This window comes from Gillisia hiemivivida (assembly GCF_007997295.1).
Lineage (GTDB): Bacteria > Bacteroidota > Bacteroidia > Flavobacteriales > Flavobacteriaceae > Gillisia > Gillisia hiemivivida.
In genome coordinates, this window is the sequence record NZ_VORY01000016.1 from 31,377 (window position 1) to 51,994 (window position 20,618).

Sequence of the window (20,618 nt, forward strand, 5' to 3'; positions counted from 1 at the left end):
ATTTAGAATTGAATGTCATAAAAGGATTTTTTTAAGTTGTTCACATTTTGATTTCGTAGTATATTCATTATTTTACCAACGGTATTCCCAGAACCAAATAGTTGCTTTTGGCTTTTAATGTTATTTCTATATAAAGGATCATAAGCTCTTTTATATGCAGAAGTAATCGACTCAAATGTAGCATCAGCTTGAATAATACTTTCTGATAATATTCGACCTTTCTGTCTGTCGCCAATATTAATTGTAGGAATATTAAAGTATGGAACCTCTACAATTCCACTAGATGAATTTCCTAAAACAATATCGATATGCTTTAATGCAGATAGATAGCGCAACTGTCCTAAAGACTTAAATGCAACGGAAATTTCATTATTTCTTAAAACAAATTCATCAATCATTTGATTTATTATACGGCCATCCTTATCTGAGTTAGCATGCGTAAATATAAAACTTGTATTCATAAAGGAGCTTAGAGCTTCTAAAATATTCTGAAACTGACTTTGGGCAGAATGATCTTCAAGAGTTACTGGATGAAAAGTAATTAGTATATTCTTTTTTCCCAACTTAAAATTTATAGAATCTTCAAACTCTTCTTTATTTAGAAGAACTAGATTCTTTATAGAATCCATACTAATGGAGCCAACATTATAAACGCGACTCGGATGTTCTCCTAGTTGAATTATCCTTTTTCGATAAATCTCAGTAGAAGCAAAATGCAAATAACTCATTTTAGTTATTGCATGTCTAATACCCTCATCATAAGCACCTTCCGTTGTTTCTCCTCCGTACATATGAACTATTGGTATGTTAGCTAACATAGATGCCGTTGCAGCAGCTAACATTTCAGTTCTATCTCCTAGAATGATAACGAAGTCTGGATTCAATTCATTTAAAGCATCCGCAAACCCTATCATAGCTAAGCCTACAGATTTAGTAATTCCAACAGCAGAATCTGATGAAAGCAGGCACTCTACTTTTTTATCTATTTTATAGCCTTTCTTTTCAATCTCATTAACAGTATAGCCGAATTCAGGAGCAAGGTGCATCGCCGTTACAATAAGTTGTAATTGAATTTCTTGGTCATTTTGAATTTCATCTATCAAAGGATTCAATAATCCAAACTCTGCTCGGGTGCCTGATACAATCGTTATCTTTTTCAAACTAATTCTATTAAATCGTCTTCCCTAAAATCTCTTATTGCTTTAAGCCCAATGACTTCATCCCATTTCATTGGACTAATTCCAGTCCCTGGTCTTTTGACAGAAAGGTTTTCTATAGAAAACACTTCCCCTTTGAGAATTTTTTGAGAAGCAACAATACTTTTACGCGCTATCGGTTTATTTTTTGCTTCAGATGGAGAAGGTTCTTTTATCCCAGAACCGCCTATTGCAATTTCTATATTCCTTATCGCTCTTACCATATTTTTAAGCTCAACTGGTTCTAGAGACGCACTATGATCAGGTCCTGGCATATTTCTGTCTAGAGTAAAATGCTTTTCTATTATCATCGCGCCCATAGCTACGGCAGCAGTAGACACTTCAATTCCTAAAGTATGATCTGAATACCCCACTTGCACACCCAATTTTTCCTTTATATTCAACATTGCTCTTAAATTCACATCTTCCATAGGAGTTGGGTATTCAGTATTGCAATGAATAATAGAGATTTGATCCTCACTCAAACCTTCATTTCGAAGAACTTCAAATGCATTTTTTACTTCTTGGATGTTTGCCATTCCAGTAGACATTATAACATTTCGTCCAAAACTTGCGATTTTTCTCAAATATGGCAGATTGGTGATTTCTCCCGAGGGAATCTTATAAAATTCTGGACTTAAAGTTTCCAAAAATTCTAGACTTGGGGAATCAAAACCAGTAGATAAAAATTTAATGCCATGAGAATCACAATGCTTCTTCACTAATAAAAATTCATCATAAGATAATTCAAGTTTTTTAACCATATCATACTGAGATTCCCCAACACCAGTACTCTTTTCCTGATATCCTGCTTTTTTAGCATTTTTAGTAAGATTCAATTCGGTTTTAAAAGTCTGAAATTTCACAAAATCAGCACCTGCTTCTGCAGCCACTTCAACCAATTTCTTTGCGTTCTCTAAACTGCCATTATGATTAACTCCTGCTTCAGCAATAATTGTAACGTGTCTCATATTAATTTTTTAAAAATAAAATGGTTGCCTCACCATCCATAACAATTTCATCATTCTTAGTCGCCCATGTACGCAATTTTATTATTGGTTTATCTTCACGAATTGAAAGAATTTCCACATTCGCAGTTACAGTATCTCCAATAAAAACAGGTGCAATGAAATTAGTATTTTGATTTATATAAATTGTCCCCGGCCCAGGCACTTCGGAGCCCAAAATGCCCCCAAATAAAGCTGCAACATAAGGTCCTTGAACAATTCTTTTTTTAAATCTTGTAGTTAATGCATACTCTTGATCAAAATGAATAGGGTTTTCATCCCCAGATAAAAGAGAAAATTTTAAAACATTATTTTCTGAAAAAGTTTTAGTTAGACTGGCATTATCACCAACTTTAAGATCCTTGTAATTAACTTTATTCATTTTTTTAAATTAAATATTTTTCAATTATTTATTCAGTACATCATCAAAGTTTGATGGTATAATATTGTTTTTTTTATAAATTTCTTTTTCCATAGCCTTAATTGTATCCATATTTCTACCTCGCACTTTTCTTGCAGGGGACCCCATATATATGCCCCATGGCTCTAAATCTTTAGTTACTAAACTTCCGCTAGCTACTACAGCACCTTCACCAATAGTAACACCAGGATGGATAATAACATTGGTACCTATAAAAGAATGCTTTTTAAGTACAACATGTGAACGATAATAGGATCTAAATTCATCTGACACCATAGGACTCGGAATTCCGTTGCCTGTAATATCATCTGAACCTGTAATTATTCTTACTCCTGCACAAACTCCAACAAAATCTTCTACAACTAATATTCCGCCACCGGCTATTGAAACATGATTTGCTATATGAACGTAGTTACCAATATAAACGCCTTCCCCTCCGGAAATCAAAGTAAATTCACTTAACCTAACATTGCTTTTTATTGTTAATTTACTTTCATCAATTATAGAAATAGGTTCAAATATTTCTACATTATCTCCAATCTCTTTGAATTTATACATATTATAAATTTACTTTCTGTTTGGGTTATACACCCTAAAAGGTTAATTAACATATTTTTCCATGTGGAAAATAGTTATATAACCACACTACTAGGTATATTTACTATTCTATCAACCAAAAATTTGGCATTCACCTGCTCATCTTTTAAACAGTTTTCATACATAGGTAATCTAAACATCAATTCCCAAATAGGTCGAGTCATTACCTTCGCCTCATTGGTTCCTTTTAAAAATTCATCTCTGGTATTTCTGTTATCCAGCTCAACACACATCAACCAGTAATTAGCTTTTGTTTCCGGCAAACCTGTCCTGAATTTAGCATTTGCTCCTTTGAAAAATTCTTCATATTTTTTTGCCAATTCCCTCTTTTTTTCAAGAAACCAGCTGAGCTTTTCAAGCTGTGCACAAGCCAGGGCTGCGTTAAGATTTGGCATTCTATAATTATATCCCAGCTCATCGTGAACATATTCATAGGCATGAGGTTTTTTAGCGGTAGTGGTTAAATATTTCGCTTTAATTCCTAAAGCAGCATTATTTGTAACAATTGCTCCTCCCCCTCCACTGGTTACTATTTTGTTTCCGTTAAAGGAGAAAACGCCTACTTCTCCAAAGCTTCCTGTTGGCTGCCCTTTAAATTCACTACCCAAAGATTCAGCTGCATCTTCTACTACCGGGATTTTCCAAAAATTGCATATCCTAATTATTTCATCAATACGAACTGGGAAACCAAAAGTATGCATAGGTAAACACGCACTAATACGATTGCCAGTTTTCTTATTATAACATCCATCTTCTCGAATGTCACCATACTCTTCTAAGAAGTTTTGAATTGCACCCGGAGATAGTCCCATTGTGTCCAGACCTACATCCAAAAAAACCGGTTTAGCCCCATTATAAGCAATTGCATTGGCTGTAGCTACAAAAGTAAGCGCCTGGGTTAAAACTTCATCTCCAGTTTTGACTCCAACCAAACGCAGAGCAACCTGAATTCCGGAAGTTCCGTTAACAACCGCTATCGCTTTTTTGGTTTTAGTAATATCCTGCATCATATCCTCAAACTTATCAACATAAGCTCCTACTGAAGAGACAAAGGTAGAATCAATGGTATCCAGAAGATATTTTTTTTCGTTCCCCACAAATCGCGGTTCGTGCAATGGCATAAAATCCTGAGTCTGGTATATTTCCCGAATAAATGAGATGGTATTTTTAATTTCTGACATTACATTTTTGAATCTAAATATTTACCGGTTTCCTTATGACCAAAATCAGGGATCATTTTATGAAACAACGATATGATATCATTTTTATCCCAACCTCTCGAATTTCTGAAATTAGCTATCTGCTCTTCAAAAAATTGAAGTTGTTCGTTTTCTAATTTCAATTCATTCTTAATAATTCCTAAATTTTGAAACCTATCCAAATCCAAAATTTCTTTATTTGTAAAGAACTCTTCAAAATCTTTTTCTCCGGTGGTATCACTGCCTGTAAATAAACAAGGCCACTTTTTTTGATCTGGCAAGGTTTTTACAAGTTCGCGGGCTTCCTCCTCATTTTCGCAAAGATAAGGTTCATATCCCAACTGCTCCAGATATTTAACAGCAATATCAGCAAATGAAATAAGATGTAATTTTTCGCTTAATTTCGGAAAAAAAACATCCCTGTTCTCCCCAAATATACAGGACATTAAACATAATTCCCCGCTTTCCTGCGGAGTTACGAAATAACGTTTCACATCATTAGGAGCTACTATAGGTTGTTTTTTCTGAATTCTTTGATTAAAACCGTGAAGTAATGAGCCATCGGAAAATGCAACATTGGCAAACCTCGCGGTAGAAATATTAATTTCCTCACTTCTACGCATCAAAAACATTTCCATAATTCGTTTGGAAGCTCCCATCATGTTTACGGGATTTGCGGCTTTATCTGTAGAAACACAAAAATATTTTTTGGTGCCATTTTCAATAGATTGAAGCAAGGTTTTATCTGTATTAAAAATATTTACATCAATCATTCTCATTAATGTAAAGGGATCCTTTTCACTTCTAACATGCTTCAACGCGGAAAGGTTAAGAACATAATCGTATTTTCCATCTGCTTTTATAAATGCTTCATATTCCAGAGATCCAATATCTAATGCAAAAGTTTGAAAATCTCCATTGATATAACCAAAGGAGCTACGTAAATCCCTAACCAGTTCTACCATGTTATTTTCGCTAATATCCACAACATGCATTTTTTTTGGTCTTCTTTTGAAAATTTCTTTGGTAACAGCCTGACCTATGGAACCAGCTCCTCCAAGAATCAAGAAGCTTGATTCCGAAACAATGGAGCTTAGCTCATCCTTCCATGCAGTAATATCCTGATTGAATAAGGGTTGTGATCTACCTATTAATTTTAAAATATCCATTTAATAGTTTTATTTTGGTCGAAAGGCAAAAATAACTTTTACAGATTTACTTGCCTATTGTTTAACTTTTTTTTTAGCAATTAATTTTTTAAAATGTTTATAACTATCCATCTTAAAAATTATACTTAAGCCTATATAACTTATAGCTCCAATACTACCACCAATCAACATCCTGACAATATCCAACTTAGAATAAATATAATAATCTACTAAATAAATCAAAGCTCCACATACGGTGGCCAAGGCAATAATTGGGATAAGCGTTTTGATTTGTTCCCAGGCAGAATAATCAATAAATTTATCTGTATAATGAGCATTCATAAAAAATGTTGTTGCACTTACGGCAACCTGTGCATAAAGAAGACCATATATTCCAAATTGCAGGCCTATAAGAATTCCAATAATAATCAATGCTTTCTCTATAACTGAAAGTCGTAAAAAAAGATCGCTTCTACCTTTAACTTTCAGAACATTTAAATTATAGGAATGTATTGGCTTTAATATCCCTGTAATGCATAAGATTTGGAAATAAGGAACAGCAGGCAGCCACTTTTCGGTAAAAAGAAACCTAAACGTAGGCTCAGCTAAAACAGCTAAAAAAATTAAGACTGGAGAAATTAAATACACCACCATTTGCATAATTTGACGATATGCCCTTTTTAATCTTTTATTATCACCTTGTATTGAAGCAAACAGAGGAAATGTAACTTTTTTTAACGCGTTACTAATATTATTTACTGGCAACTGATTCATAGTTTCAGCTCTTGTGTAAAATCCAACTTGCTGAGGTGGAAAGAACTTTCCTATTATAATAAGGTAAGAATTTTTAAATAGAACATCAATTATTCCTGATAATGCCAATTTATATCCATAATTAAAATGATCTTTAAATTTAGTATAATTAAACTGCCAACTTGGCTTCCATTTTGAATAAAACCACACTTGAATCGTACTAATAATAGATATTACAATTTGACTCCAAACCAAACTATAAACCCCGTAGCCTGCATACGCCATATAAATACCAGTAATGCCACCCACTATATTTGAGGGTAGAGTGATCATTGTTTGTAGTTTAAAATTCAACTGTTTAGTTAACCTGGTCATTTGCACGCTCTTAAAAGCAGAAAAGACGAATGTTAAACAATATAACCTTATAATTGTAGTTAGGATAGGTTGACTATAGAAATCAGAAACTAATGGCGCAATAAAATATATTAATATGTAAACTAATATACTGGCCACAAGATTGAAATAGAAAACTGTAGAATAATCCTCCTGATCACTATTTTTATCTCTAATTAAGCTCTGTGTAAGGCCTGAATCAACAAGAACCCTTCCCAAACCTACCAAAATTGCTATCATCCCAATTAAACCAAATTCTGCCGGGAGCAGTACTCTCGCTAGTATTAAGGATACTACAAACCCAATCAGCTGATTTCCAAACTGTTCAGCAAAGGTCCAGACAAGACCTGAGGTCGCTTGCTTTCTTAAAGACATTCTTTGGGTTTTTTATAGTTGGAAATTTTAATAATCATAGTTTATAGTTCTTGAAGTTGCACTAATTTTCTAAAATACTTGGATTGGTCTAATAACTCATGAAAACTCCCAATATTATATACTTTTTCATTTTTCATTACCACTATTTTATCTAATTTTTAATCGTAACCATCCTGTGTGCCATTATTATAATCGTTTTTTCTCCTTTAATGCCATCAATGCTTTTTTGAATTGCACTTTTGTAAGCTTTAGAAAAATTCTCGAATGGCAGTATTAAAAGGTTTCGAATTTTAATTGAGGAATACCCTCTATTGCAGTTTTTTGAGCAAAATGATTAACTCTTCTCCGTGCTTGGCATTGGTAATACAAAGATTTTTCTGAGTAAATTTCCATATAAGATCATTAAAAAACTTAATCTGAAGTGTACCGAATTTGTTATTGGTCATTTTTGAATAAAGCTTTAACCATTTAGGTTCTTTATACACATAATCTACTTTTTCAATTTCAAAGGGAATATTTGCTGCCTGAAGCTGATTTTGAAACAACTCCAAATCATAATGTCTATAGTGCTTGGCAGATACCGGTTTTACCTTTGTTGGAACACTTATTAAAATTCTACCGCCATCGTTTGTTTTTGCAGCAAGTTTATTGAAAAAACCGTTGACTTCTTCATCCGGGATATGTTCTAAAACTTCGATTGCAGTTACCATATCAAATTTCTCTTCAATTTCTGAAGCATCTTTAGTTAGGAATTCAACCCCAGGATGAAAAGCTCTTGCAAAGCCTATAGCTCTCTTAGAAAGATCTACACCCACTTTTCTAATAATTCCATCATCCAGTAAGCCTAAAAATCGACCTTCTCCGCAGCCCACATCTAAAACAGAATTTAAATCTAAGGATTCTATAATTTTTTTACAATGTAATAGATAGCAAAAATATTTAAATCCCCAGGTCAAAGTGCGATAATTCACTGCATTATTCTGTTTATCCAAATAAGCAATGTGATGGTATGGAAACACATACTGATTCTCCTGATATTCAAATTTTGGTTTTATGTTATTCATTTAAAACAATTTAAATAATTTAAAAGTTTTATGAAACTAAATAGTTCCCTCTAAATCACCTAAAGAAAATCCTATGTTATGTATAATTTCTGGTTCCTCTTCTAAATAGGTAATCACTGCTTGCTTATGGCGCTTTGAAAGCAACAGATTTATTTTAGCAGTAATTTCATTCTTTAAAAAATAAATAAAACAAGTTCTTTCTATCCTACAAACTTCTTTTATAGCTGCATTAATATAATTTTCATCGCCAATATAATCGCATAGTATTATCAGCTTTAAGCTGGCTTTTTTATGAAGGCGAAATACTATATAATTTTCCCCATCTGTAGTTTGAATTTTTTTAATCTTATATCTTTTATCTGAATATCTCCATTTTAGCATATCTGTTGTGCCTCCAGAAAGATAATATTCATGACTGATTTTTATTTCTTTAGAAATACTAGGTAAAGAATGGGAGGTCAAATTTAAATTATTTTGAGTGTCCCAAGGAAAAATGATTCCGACTCGATACTCATAGCTGGTTTTTTCTTTCCATCCCATTTTCATAAATTCTGGATGGCTAAATCTATTCGGATTTGCAAAAAGAAATTTATAATCTTTTTTATAAGATTCCAGACAGAATTTCATTATATTTTTAAAAATACCCCTTCCCCGATAATCCTGAGCAGTACACCCAGATATAGGGCGTGCAGCATTTATAATTTTCCCATTCCTATAAAAATTAAAAGGTAAGTAGAAAACAACCGCTACTATTTTATTGTCTACTTCTGCAACTGCACCCGTGGATTTACCTCCAGGATAATTAATATATTTCCATTGAAAGAATTCTTTATTATTTCTAGGGGTTAAATTTTGATTCAATAATCTTATTACCTCACTCTCATCTTTATCGAAATCAATCAGCCGGTATTTTACCATTAAAATACTTGTTTTAGATTCAAAATTAGTGTGTGTATACCAGAAACTTTAACTTTTAATTCAGGAATGGGCATGTCTGCATTTACTTTAATACGAGAAATTCGAAGGGGTGAGATTACCAAGGGATTTATTTTATGATCGAATAAAAAAGCTAGATGAATATTGTTTTTTCTTAACAGGTTTTCCGAAATCTCATTCCAATTTCCATTTGGGTAAGCAAAGATATCAAAGCCCTTCATATTCCATTTATTAAATAATAATCTCGAACAATCCATTTCATTTTGAATTTCTGTTTCGGTACATTTATCCAGCATAGGATGACTGTGGGTATGATTGCCTACAAACATATTATTTTCCTGCATATAAATGAGATCTTCTGAGCTTAATTGCTCTAACTTTATTGGAGCATACTTTTCTAACAACTTTAACCTATCAAAATTGCTTACTTCCTTCAAATGATTAATTTGTTTTCGAGTTATGGATGGGGGTTGATGATTTTTCCTTCCATTCTCTATTATTCTTTCCCACCAGAAACTATTGTTGGTATTTATATGTTCTGTTATTATAAATACAAAACTACTAATTTCCTGCTCGATCAAAATCGGCAAGCCATTTTTCAGGGTCGTTTTATCTCCATCGTCAATAGTTATTAATAATGGATATTTGGGGAGCTTTCTATCTTTATTTTCTATTGATTCTTTTAAAGTGGCAATATCAATTATATTATAATTGGATTTCAAATATTTAATTTGTTGTGAAAAAATTTCTTGGTCATGAATTTTGTGAAAAACAAGAACCCGCAGGTTCTTTTTATATAAAGCTCTAACAACATCACTAAATATACTAAGAAAATAATAATAGAAATTTCTCATTTAATTTATCTTTTTGAACCAGCATTAGTAAGGATAAAAAATCTAGTCTTACCAGGAACTCCATTCCTTCTAATCTAGAATAAAAGAATGCTATTATTTTAATATGATATATAATATTGAAATGCTGTATTGAATATCCGTTTAGAGTCCAGTGACCAAATTATCCTATCTGAAATATTCGCGGTTCCCAGTCCCGAACCATCGGGAGTTTCAGGGTCTTATATTACATATTTGAAATGCTGAAACTCCCGCCTATTCGGGACAGTATGACGGTAACAACCTGTAATCAATTAATAAAAACTATTTACTGGAACAAAAGCGGACATACAGAATGCTGTTTACATATATAATTCCAATTTGTGATTTGGTAGGTTTTCATCCTCAACCGTTTTTATTCTGGCTCTATTAGATACTCACGTGCCTTTATCATACTTTTATCATCTAAAGGGGTTATATTATAATTTAAACTTTTCATAAGTTTTAAACAGGACTCTCGAATTTCATCACCGTGTGTGGAAAGAAAAATTATAGGTTTTTGAACCCTTAAATAAGGCTCCAGATCTTTGAGCACCTGGTATTCCGCTCCTTCGATATCCATTTTTATTAAATCTGGAAACTGAATTATATTTTCATCAACTAATCTGCTAAGTTTTATAGCAGATACATCCATATCTCCTGTCAAACTCAGTTTACCCCCTACAGAATTCCCTCGCGCAAATCTTAAAACGCCTTCTTTATCTGCTACAGCTTTGTTAAAATGAATAATATTTTCAAGATTATTCATTTTAATATGTTTCAGCAAAAAATCATAATTACTTTCAACGGGTTCAAAGCTATAAACATTGGATTCTTTATTTACAGATTTATATAAAAGCGTATAATATCCTGCGTGGGCACCTAAATCCAAAAATATTTTAGATCCTTTAGATTTTTGAACAAATGTTAAGCTCTGGTTACGCTCGTAAGTTCCCAACCAAACACTATTGTTATGTGAACCTGCAATCCATTTTTTTCCTCTTAGTGGCCCAGTAAGAATCGGAATTACCATACTATCGGGAATTATCAAAAAAGGCAATCTTAATAACCTTCCTAAAAGATTACTCCTTCTCAATAAATTGTGTTTCCTTAGGTTCAGCATAGTGATTTAATGGGGAATTTATTATTTCTTTTGGAACTATAAATGTTCTGCCTAGTTCAAAATTAATCTTGAGTAACACAGTTTGAAAGATCAAAATTACAACTAAAATCTTTTCTCTCCATTTTTAAAAAGTATTTGTTACCAAGGCTCTAGTTTAATTTGGCGTTGATATTTTAAAATGAAATGAAAAATCCGAAGGTTTCAAGTAGGTCTGAAAATAGAAAATTCAATTATTCCCTTTAGGGCCAGGGTAAAAATAATTGAATTTTCGCCTATAATACCTATTTTAAACTAAAGCCGTTTCCAATAATCACTGTATTAAAAAAAAGTATTCTTTTCAGATATGAATAGGTTCTAAATTTCCTGCAGCTGCACCATTTTTTTGAAATAGGGCGATTTTCTAATCAATTTATTGTAACTATCTATTTCCGAAATTCTTCCATTTTTCATTATAACAATTTTATCAGCATTTTTAATTGTAGCAATCCTATGCGCTATAATAATAATAATATAATCTCCCTTTAGGTTATCCATATTATGCTGAATAGCCATTTCTGTTTCAGAATCTAATGCTGAAGTTGCTTCGTCCAAAATAAGAACCTCAACATCTTTATACAATTCTCGTGCAATAGAAATACGTTGTTTTTGCCCACCACTTAATTTGATACCGCTATGACCAAGTTTTTCATTCTCTTTTTCGGGAAGTGAAGTGACAAAATCTGAAAGCGCTGCCTTATTTACTGCTTTCCAAAACCGTTCTAGATTTTCCTCCGTTTGTTCTGCCCAAAAAGAAATATTGTTAAACAGCGAATCGTCGAAGATCACAGGATCCTGGGTAATATATCCTATCTTTTTTTGTAAATTATTAATATTTATATCTTTCGTTTGTATTTTATTTATATGGAATTCTCCTTGATCAATTGGCAATAAACCGGCGATAATATTTACTAAAGTGGTTTTCCCGCTGCCACTTTCTCCCACTAAAGCAATAGTTTCTTTTTTGTTTATTCTGAAAGAAATATCTTTTAATATTGCAGTTTTGCCATAATTAAAAAAAACATTTGACAATTCTATAATTTCAATTGGTTCTTCAAAATTTATATTCCCTCTTTTTTCCTGATTTGCCTGTAACTCTTTACCAAATTTTGTCATATTTTCTAAAGACCCTGATGTGCCTAAGAACTTATTCCATCTTATTTGTAAATGCACTAAATAACCTAGAGCCCTGTAGAAAATTATTAAGCTGATTATAATAGGGCCGAGATCGGAATCGAAATAAGTGATTTGAATAAGAATTACAGCTACTACCACCGTTATTAGAATAGGTTCTCTTCCTGCATTTAGCAGCGCCTCAAGTTTGCCGATTTTTTTATTACTATGCTCAATCCTACTCGTTGAATCTATAAGTTTATTTGTATAATTGTCTGATGTACCTGTAGCTTTGAGATATTTGAAATTTCCAACATTCTGAATTATTAAGTTTTCAAAAACATTATTTTCTCCAGTTAATTTTCGAGAAGCTTCTTTAGTGTTCTTATATAAATTTTTATAAAGAAAATTAGTCAAAAAACCTCCCAGGCTAACTAAAACAGCAAATTGAGCATCTATAAAGAAAGCAAATACCATATATATAAAAACTAGAATACCATACTGAAAGGAGGTAAAATATTCCGAATATGCATCTGAGACCTTATTTATCTCTCCAGTTAAAGTATTTTGAATTCTGCCAAAATCAGCATTTGCGAAAAATTTGTATGAAAGTCTATTTAAACCTTTTACAAGACTTACTCTTAGTTTTTTAATAAACCATTGTTGAACATTAACCTTATATATACCTGAAATGTAGAGCATCAAGCCTTTTGCGAAGAAAAGAAACAACATAAGGCAAAAAATAGAAATTAAATTTAGCGGTATATTTACCACTTCGAAAAAATCTACTAAAAATCGTAATCTTCCCAGTGAATCAGGATTAACCGTTCCTGATTCACTTACTAGCTGCAGTAGTGGTAAGAACATTGTTAAACCTAAGCCATCTAGGAGCCCAACTATCACACTAAGAAAAACAATCACAAAAATTCTATATCCTAAAAAAGAATAAAAATAGGATAGCCCTGCAAAATACCTTTTAATAAATCTTTTTAATAAATCCAATTTTCTCTTTAATTTAAAGCAAAATTAATGTTTTCTTAATCATAAGGCTTTGCCTGATAAAACCGGAATTAATAGTGAATAAAATTTTTCTCAATCATACTAATCTTCGACTGAAAGAACTTCATATTTTTCTCTAAATTCATCATCCGGTTTAAAGCCATATCTATACCCTATTTCTTCAAGCACAGGATTGCGGTAATCATTTAGAATATATAAGAATCTAAAATGTTTGTATAAAAAAACATCAGAGCCTACAGGATATTCTTTCCTGGTTTCTGCAGCGAGCTCCAACTGTTCATCATATACCCCTTTATATCTGTTTATTCTAGCTATCAACAAACCCGCAATTATCATTAGTACAAGATTTGACATCATAAAGAATTTTTTATTAGATACGTCTAAATTCCTTGCTAGTAATATAAAAACAAATGGAAAGCTAAGGATAAAATAATGAGACACCGTTTGTATATATAAAGGCATTAGATTAACGAGAATGCCGAGAATTAAAACTGCATTAACTTTATTCCGAAACGGATTAATCCGAACAAATATAAAGGGTATGAGCAATAAGATGAAAATCTTTGCACCTGCCAAAAAACTGAACCAGGATGTCTCCAACTCTATCATCTCTTGGTCATATCCAGACCCGGTTAATTGTAGCGCTAAAGCCGTGAAACTAATTTGTTGCACAAGAACAAAATAGGTTAGAAAAAAAATCAAGGGTAAAAATGCTCCTAATATGAATTTTACCAAGTAACCCTTTTGATAACCATGATAAATAAAAATTAAAAGAAAAAAGGGCAGAAAATTGAAAATCCCATATTGTTTGGAAAAGAAACCTAAAGCCAGAAAAAATCCACACCAAAAGAATTCCTTTTTGAGTAAAAAGTAGTAAGCAATTAAGCAAAACATAATCACATATACCTCAAGATTTATATAAGAACCGTCTGAACTTAAAACCGCTATAAACAAAAAAAAACTCAAGAAAGTAGATAGTGCTTTTCCGAGCCCTTCCCTCCTGCTTATTTTGTAAAAAAACACTACCGATACTGCCGTAATACAATATTGAAAAGTCAAGAAAAGGTGATAGGAAGGGTTATCTGTCATCAATCTTACAAGAGAGTTAAGATACATAGCTACAGGTGTATAACTACTAAAAATATCTCTATAGGGTACATAGCCTAGGGCAATATCGCGTGCCATAGAAAGATAGTAAGGTGCATCGGTACTAATATAAGTGCAAACCACACTTAAAATAAGCAGAAAGAAAAGTACAATACCCCAAAAATAGTTAGTTAGCTTTAATAGTTTCATCTATCGTGTTGGTAATTAGATCTATTGTATTTTCCCCGAGCTCAAAAAAGAATGGTAATCTTAGTAAACACCGGCTATATTTATCTGAATTTTCCAATGCCGGACCTTTGTATTTTTCTTGATAAAATGGGCTTTTATGGAGGCTAAGATAATGAAAAACAGCTAGGACATTGGCCTTTTTTAGCTTTTCAATAATCGAGGAACGTTGTTCTTCGCTATTGCAAACCACATAAAACATATGGGCATTATTGGTTGCATAAGCTGGAATAACAGGAAGTTTTACGTTCGGATTTTCCTCTAGATGCTTAAGCCTATCTTTATATGATTTCCAAATTGTAATTCTCTTTTTTTGAATTTTTTCTAAATTCTCCAACTGTGCCCATAGAAAAGCAGCTATAATTTCTGAAGGCAAAAAAGAACTACCAATATCTACCCAATTATACTTATCTATTTCTCCTCTAAAAAAAGCAGAACGGTTTGTACCTTTTTCCCATATGATTTCTGATCTGTCAAAAAATTGTTCATCATTTATTGCTATCATCCCTCCTTCCCCGGAAATAATGTTCTTGGTTTCGTGGAACGAAAAAGCACCTATGTGTCCTATGGAGCCCAAAGCTTTTTTAATCCCGTCTTTGCCTGTATAATAACTATCAATTGCGTGTGCGGCATCTTCTACCACAAAAAGCTTATATTTATTGGCCAATCCCATAATCAAATCCATATTGCAAGCAACGCCAGCATAGTGAACCGGCACAATTGCCTTAGTTTTTGGAGTAATTAATTCTTCAATTTTAGATTCATCCATTCCGGGATGATCTTCCCTGCTATCACAAAAAATAATTTTCGCACCTCTTAAGACAAAAGCGTTAGCTGCACTCACAAAAGTATAGGAAGGCATAATTACCTCGTCTCCGGGCTCAATATTTAAAAGGATTGCTGCCATTTCCAGGGCATCGGTACAAGAAGTGGTTAAGAGGCATTTTTTGAAACCGTATTTTTCCTGAAAAAGGTCCTGACATTTTTTCGTATAAAAACCATTTCCGGAAATTTTACCCAGGTCAACTGCATCTTTAATGTAGTTCATTTCATTACCTGTAAGGTATGGTTTATTGAAAGGGATATTCTTCATTAAAATAATAGACTATTTAATTAAATCTTTCAAGTTTGGTTTCTGTTGCTCCTTTATTATTCGTAAAAGGTACTCTCCTATTATTCCAAAAGCAAAAAGGTTAAGTCCCCCAAAAAAACTGATTAGGGTTACCGTAGAAGCATATCCAGGAAAATCTATACCCACCGCTAATTTCCTGAAGATTATGGAGATAATAAAAAGCATGGAACCTAAAAACCCAATAATCCCCACGATTCCCAAAATACGCAAAGGAAGGGATGAATAATACAAAATCCCGTTCAAGGCCAGGCTCAATAACTTCGAGAAAGTGTAATTGGTTTCTCCAAACTCACGGGAAGTATGTTTAACTTTAACGTTTATTAAATTATTGGACGCATTTACCATGAGGCTAGATACCGCTGGCATTGCATTATAACTATTTAAGGTAGCTTGAGCCAAATCCTTGGTCATTATGCGATATGACGAAAGGATTAAACCTTTTGGTTTTTCTAAAAAAATGGAATCCGACTTTTTCAATAGATAACTGGCAACGCTCCTCCAAAAGCTATGTTTTCGATTCCTGTAATTTGGAATGGCAAAAACACCCTCAGCATTGCTAGTTTGAATACCTTCAATTAATTTGGGTAATTCGGAAACAGGATGTTGCAGATCATCGTCCATAGTTATAATGAAATCTCCTAAAGCAATGTTAATACCTGCCAAGGTAGCAATATGCTGTCCTTGATTTTTCCTAAAAGTTACAATTTTAACATTATCATTTCCAATTCTCAAGTTTCCCAACATATTTACAGTTTCCAGGAAAAAAGGGCTGTCATTCACAAATATAATTTCAAACTTATAACCTAATTCGGTTTGCATCTTTGAAAGTTCAGAAACTATAATTTTTAGGCTATCCGAACTTTTATAAACAGGAATAATTATTGAATATAATGCCATTGAAAAAAATATTTATGAATCCTTAATTGTTATTTGAGTGATGATACATTATTTTATAATAATACATTAATTTAATTTCCATTCCGTATTTTCTCGAATAACTTTACAAGGGTTCCCGTAAGCAATTACTCCAGAAGGTATGTCTTTAGTGACCAAACTTCCCGCTCCTACTACAGAATTTTCACCTACATTAACGCCATCTAATATTGTAGCACCTGCTCCAATTACTGAACCTTTACCTATGTTAACCTTACCCGCTATAATAGCACCAGGATTAATATCCACAAAATCTCCAATAATACAATGATGCCCTATTAAAACACCTCGTTTAATTGTAACTCCAAAGCCCAGTCTTGTTTGAGAACTAATTGTAACATTTTGCTCTACAAAACATCCCGCCTCCATTATTGTCGATTTTGCTACATAGGAAGTATGGTGAACTACATTAATAAATTGATCTTTTGAAAGGTTGTAAGTATCCATAAAATAATTGAATATAGGATATTTATTTTTCGGACCGGATGCACCAAAGATAACAGGAGAATTTTTATCTGGACTCTCCCCTAGTTTATGAATCGTAATAGGGAATTTTAGAATAGGCATTTGCGGGACTGAATTCATTTTCATATTTACGAAGATATCTAAATGATCAGCTTGATCATTATCATTTAGAATATCGTAAATCACGCATACCAAATACTCGGACATGCCTAATACTTGGATTTTATTATCCATTCCTATGGCGATTATAAAACCCTAATTCCCCAAGATCCTTTGGTTTAAAAAATTCTTTTTGGTTAATCTCTATCAACTCATGTGTTCGCTTAATCAACTCTACATTAGAAGCATGTTTTGTTCTTTTAGAATCCCACCAAATATTATCTTCTATCCCTACTCTTGCACCGTAACCCATTGCAATTGCACAAGCATTTATTGGTAACTGATCTGCTCCAAGTCCAGCTAAAGCGACAAAGTGATTTTTTGGAATTTCACTTAAAGCTGTTCCTATTTGATTAAAAGTAGCTTGAAACCCTGCTATATTTCCAAAGAGAAGATTCCAATAATAAGGTCCGTCCAAATAACCCTTATCTATTAAATATTTACCATAGTTAATCATTCCTAGATCAAAACATTCAAGCTCCGGTACCACTCCATTTTCCACCATCTTTTCCAGTAAGCCTACAATAGTGTGAGGTTCATTAACAGAGGCCTGTCTCACAAAATTTAAAGAAGATAAGGTTAAGGAACACATGTCAGGTTTCAGGTCTATTACCGCTGAGCGCTTCTCAAACTCAGGAAAATTTCTTCCAGAGGTACTACCACAGATAATTAAATCTGGACAGTGTAATCTAACACCTTCAAATATTTTCTGATAAATTCCTGGATTCCAATCGGGTATTCCATTTTCATCTCTTGCATGAAGATGGGCAATTGTTATACCCAATTCATATGCCTCATGTGTTTGTTCAATAATTTCGGAAGGCGAAATTGGAACATGTGCTGTGATATTTTTAGTTGGAATCATTCCTGTAGGACAGAAATTAACTATAATTTTGTTTTTATTCAAAATACATAAATTATTAGTGCTTATTTCAATCAATTTAGAGAAATTTAAAAAATTATTGGCTCTAAAAAAAGAATGATTTAAGAGTGGTAAATTACAAAATAGAGTACAAGTTGGCGTTAAATATTAGAATAATTAGCTACCAATTGCATAAAATTCAAAACCAAAGTCTTCCTTTGTCTTTCTATTTAAAAGTCTTCTACCGTCAAAAAGGAATGCTGGTTTTAGCATCTCAATATAGATTTCTTGCCAATCTAATTCTTTAAATTCATCCCATTCGGTTAAAATCGCAACCGCGTGAGAATCTTTACAGGCATCCTGTGCTGCATGTACCACCTTTACCCTCTCTCTTATTTCCTCAGAGCTATGAGTACCCAGATATTCAAGATCTGCATAAATCTGTTCCTTTTTAACCTTGGGATCATAAACTATTATATCTGCCTGTTCATTCAAAAGATAATCTGTAACATAAATTGCTGCAGATTCCCTGGTATCATTGGTATCTTTCTTAAAGGCCCACCCCAGAATTGCTATTTTCTTACCTGAAACAGTATTGTATAAAGTTTTTACGATTTTTGCGGCAAACCTTCTTTTTTGATGATCGTTCATTATAATTACCTGTTCCCAATAGTCAGCAACCTCATTTAATCCGAAGGATTTGGAAATATAAACCAGGTTCAAAATATCCTTTTGAAAACAAGAGCCACCAAAACCTACTGAAGATTGAAGGAATTTTGGACCAATTCTGGAATCCATTCCTACTGCTTTTGCCACTTCATTTACATCTGCCCCTGTTTTTTCACATAATTCGCTCATTGCGTTGATGCTTGAAATTCGCTGGGCTAAAAATGCATTAGCAGTAAGTTTTGATAATTCGGAAGACCAAACATTAGTAGTCAAAATATTCGCTTCAGGAACCCAATGAGCATATACATCTACCAGAGCCTGTACTGCATCCAGGCCTCTCTCAGTGTCAATATCGCCTCCAATTAAAATCCTGTCGGGATTTTGAAGGTCCTGGACTGCCGTCCCTTCTGCTAAAAATTCCGGATTGGAAAGTATTTGGTAATTCACGCCGTTCCCGGTGTTATCTAATATATTTCTCAAAGCCTCGGCCGTACGCACCGGCAATGTAGATTTTTCAACTACTATTTTATCGTTTTTTGAAACTCTGGCAATTTGCCTTGCGCAGAGTTCGATAAATTTTAAGTCGGCAGCCATCCCCTTTCCAATTCCGTAGGTTTTGGTGGGGGTATTTACCGAGATAAAGATCATATCAGCTTTATCAATAGCTCCGTCCACGTCTGTTGAAAAGAATAAATTCCTTCCGCGGGCTTCTTTTACAATATCAGACAATCCCGGTTCGTAAATAGGAATATTCTCTACATCCTCATCATTCCAGGCAGCGATCCTGCTCTTGTTTATATCTACAACGGTTACATTAATTTCAGGACACTTTTGGGCAATTACAGCCATTGTTGGCCCTCCTACGTAACCGGCGCCGATGCAGCAGATGTTTTTTATTGTACTCATTTTAATGTTTTTTTTAACCAACTAATTTTTTAAGTGATACAATGATCCTGCTTGTTATTTGTGACGGAGTAACGAAGTGACCAAGTAAACATGTAACCCAGTGACGAAGGGTTTTAGTTACGGAGTGACCATGTGATGCAGTGACGGAGTTTTGTGCATAGTTCTATAACACCATTTCATTACTTCATCAGTGACGATGTGACGCAGTAACGTAGTCTCTTTTTAACTTCGTTAATCTATCACAGTAAACATGTAATGTAGTGACAGAGTAACGTAGTTTTTATTCAACTTAGTTGCTCATTATAGTTCACTCCTTAACAACATTACTTCATCACTGCATCACATGGTCACTTCTTCACTTCTTTTCATCACAGCGTCACTTCGTCACAACATTACTTCGTTTCTTCATCACTCCTTCAAACTCTGTATTAATTTCAACAACATTCTGCGAATGTAAATTGATTGTTCTTCTAATTCTTTATTTTCTGCTATAAATTTTAACTTACCAGCAATTTCCAATTGCGTTTCTACTTCTGCCAGTGAACCTAATGAAATATGTAAAAATCTAATAAATTCCTTTTTACTATTTCTGGCAGCGCCTTCTGCAATATTTGAAGGGATAGAAATCACCGCCCTTCTAAGCTGACTTGTTAAACCAAATCTTTCCTCAACAGGGAAATTTTTAGTTAAAGTGTATACTGCAACAACAAGATCAATACTTGATTTATAAACGGTTAAGTCTTTGTGTGATTTCATTTTTTTGTTATTTGTGACGCAGTGAAGCTGTGAAGGAGTGACGCAGTTTTATTTAAACTTAGTCTCATAACAGCATCACTTCGTTACAACATTACTTCTTCACTTCGTTACTCCATCACTGCGTTACAACATTACTTCATTACAGCGTTACTTC

The 20,618-nt window shown here is 33.2% G+C and carries 19 protein-coding genes; all 19 read right to left on the reverse strand.

Annotated features, from left to right (window positions below; genetic code table 11):
• Positions 1 to 2: 2 nt before the first annotated feature.
• A complete protein-coding gene (gene neuC / locus ES724_RS12270; RefSeq protein WP_146933334.1) occupies positions 3 to 1,160 on the reverse strand; it encodes a UDP-N-acetylglucosamine 2-epimerase in 1,158 nt (385 codons plus the stop codon).
• Positions 1,157 to 2,167 carry an N-acetylneuraminate synthase gene (gene neuB, locus ES724_RS12275; protein ID WP_146933336.1) on the reverse strand — a complete coding sequence of 337 codons (1,011 nt, stop codon included), beginning with the start codon at positions 2,165 to 2,167 and terminating at the stop codon, positions 1,157 to 1,159. The genes neuC and neuB overlap by 4 nt, the downstream gene beginning before the upstream one ends.
• Position 2,168: 1 nt before the next feature.
• Positions 2,169 to 2,585 carry a MaoC family dehydratase gene (locus tag ES724_RS12280; RefSeq protein WP_146933338.1) on the reverse strand — a complete coding sequence of 139 codons (417 nt, stop codon included), beginning with the start codon at positions 2,583 to 2,585 and terminating at the stop codon, positions 2,169 to 2,171.
• 24 nt (positions 2,586 to 2,609) lie between these two features.
• Positions 2,610 to 3,182, reverse strand: coding sequence for an acyltransferase (locus tag ES724_RS12285; RefSeq protein WP_146933340.1), 573 nt, complete (start codon positions 3,180 to 3,182; stop codon positions 2,610 to 2,612).
• A 74-nt stretch (positions 3,183 to 3,256) separates the two neighbouring features.
• Entirely contained in the window at positions 3,257 to 4,402 is a 1,146-nt protein-coding gene (locus ES724_RS12290; RefSeq protein WP_146933342.1) for a LegC family aminotransferase, read from the reverse strand.
• Complete coding sequence (locus ES724_RS12295; RefSeq protein ID WP_146933344.1) at positions 4,402 to 5,589, reverse strand: UDP-N-acetylglucosamine 4,6-dehydratase; 1,188 nt, start codon at positions 5,587 to 5,589, stop codon at positions 4,402 to 4,404. The genes ES724_RS12290 and ES724_RS12295 overlap by 1 nt, the downstream gene beginning before the upstream one ends.
• 54 nt (positions 5,590 to 5,643) lie before the next feature.
• Positions 5,644 to 7,089: a lipopolysaccharide biosynthesis protein gene (locus tag ES724_RS12300; protein ID WP_146933346.1), complete on the reverse strand. Its 1,446-nt coding sequence runs from the start codon at positions 7,087 to 7,089 to the stop codon at positions 5,644 to 5,646.
• A 308-nt stretch (positions 7,090 to 7,397) separates the two neighbouring features.
• Positions 7,398 to 8,153, reverse strand: a complete 756-nt coding sequence (locus tag ES724_RS12305; protein WP_146933348.1) for a class I SAM-dependent methyltransferase — start codon at positions 8,151 to 8,153, stop codon at positions 7,398 to 7,400.
• 36 nt (positions 8,154 to 8,189) lie between these two features.
• Positions 8,190 to 9,071 (reverse strand): GNAT family N-acetyltransferase, encoded by an 882-nt coding sequence (locus ES724_RS12310; RefSeq protein WP_146933350.1) that lies wholly within the window; start codon positions 9,069 to 9,071, stop codon positions 8,190 to 8,192.
• Entirely contained in the window at positions 9,071 to 9,943 is an 873-nt protein-coding gene (locus ES724_RS12315) for a polysaccharide deacetylase family protein (protein WP_146933352.1), read from the reverse strand. The genes ES724_RS12310 and ES724_RS12315 overlap by 1 nt, the downstream gene beginning before the upstream one ends.
• Before the next feature lie 391 nt (positions 9,944 to 10,334).
• Positions 10,335 to 10,991 (reverse strand): FkbM family methyltransferase, encoded by a 657-nt coding sequence (locus tag ES724_RS12320; RefSeq protein WP_170249893.1) that lies wholly within the window; start codon positions 10,989 to 10,991, stop codon positions 10,335 to 10,337.
• A gap of 444 nt (positions 10,992 to 11,435) precedes the next feature.
• Entirely contained in the window at positions 11,436 to 13,232 is a 1,797-nt protein-coding gene (locus ES724_RS12325; protein ID WP_146933356.1) for an ABC transporter ATP-binding protein, read from the reverse strand.
• A 99-nt stretch (positions 13,233 to 13,331) separates the two neighbouring features.
• A complete protein-coding gene (locus tag ES724_RS12330; protein WP_146933357.1) occupies positions 13,332 to 14,546 on the reverse strand; it encodes a hypothetical protein in 1,215 nt (404 codons plus the stop codon).
• Positions 14,524 to 15,675: a dTDP-4-amino-4,6-dideoxygalactose transaminase gene (rffA, locus tag ES724_RS12335; RefSeq protein ID WP_146933359.1), complete on the reverse strand. Its 1,152-nt coding sequence runs from the start codon at positions 15,673 to 15,675 to the stop codon at positions 14,524 to 14,526. The genes ES724_RS12330 and rffA overlap by 23 nt, the downstream gene beginning before the upstream one ends.
• 12 nt (positions 15,676 to 15,687) lie before the next feature.
• Entirely contained in the window at positions 15,688 to 16,611 is a 924-nt protein-coding gene (locus ES724_RS12340) for a glycosyltransferase (RefSeq protein WP_146933361.1), read from the reverse strand.
• Between the two features lie 66 nt (positions 16,612 to 16,677).
• Complete coding sequence (locus tag ES724_RS12345; protein ID WP_146933363.1) at positions 16,678 to 17,346, reverse strand: acetyltransferase; 669 nt, start codon at positions 17,344 to 17,346, stop codon at positions 16,678 to 16,680.
• Positions 17,339 to 18,178, reverse strand: a complete 840-nt coding sequence (locus ES724_RS12350; protein WP_211362765.1) for a BKACE family enzyme — start codon at positions 18,176 to 18,178, stop codon at positions 17,339 to 17,341. Before ES724_RS12350 ends, ES724_RS12345 begins: the two co-directional genes overlap by 8 nt.
• Positions 18,179 to 18,310: 132 nt before the next feature.
• Positions 18,311 to 19,708, reverse strand: a complete 1,398-nt coding sequence (locus ES724_RS12355; protein ID WP_146933365.1) for a nucleotide sugar dehydrogenase — start codon at positions 19,706 to 19,708, stop codon at positions 18,311 to 18,313.
• Positions 19,709 to 20,116: 408 nt separating this feature from the next.
• A complete protein-coding gene (locus tag ES724_RS12360) occupies positions 20,117 to 20,464 on the reverse strand; it encodes a four helix bundle protein (protein WP_146933367.1) in 348 nt (115 codons plus the stop codon).
• Positions 20,465 to 20,618 lie beyond the last annotated feature (154 nt).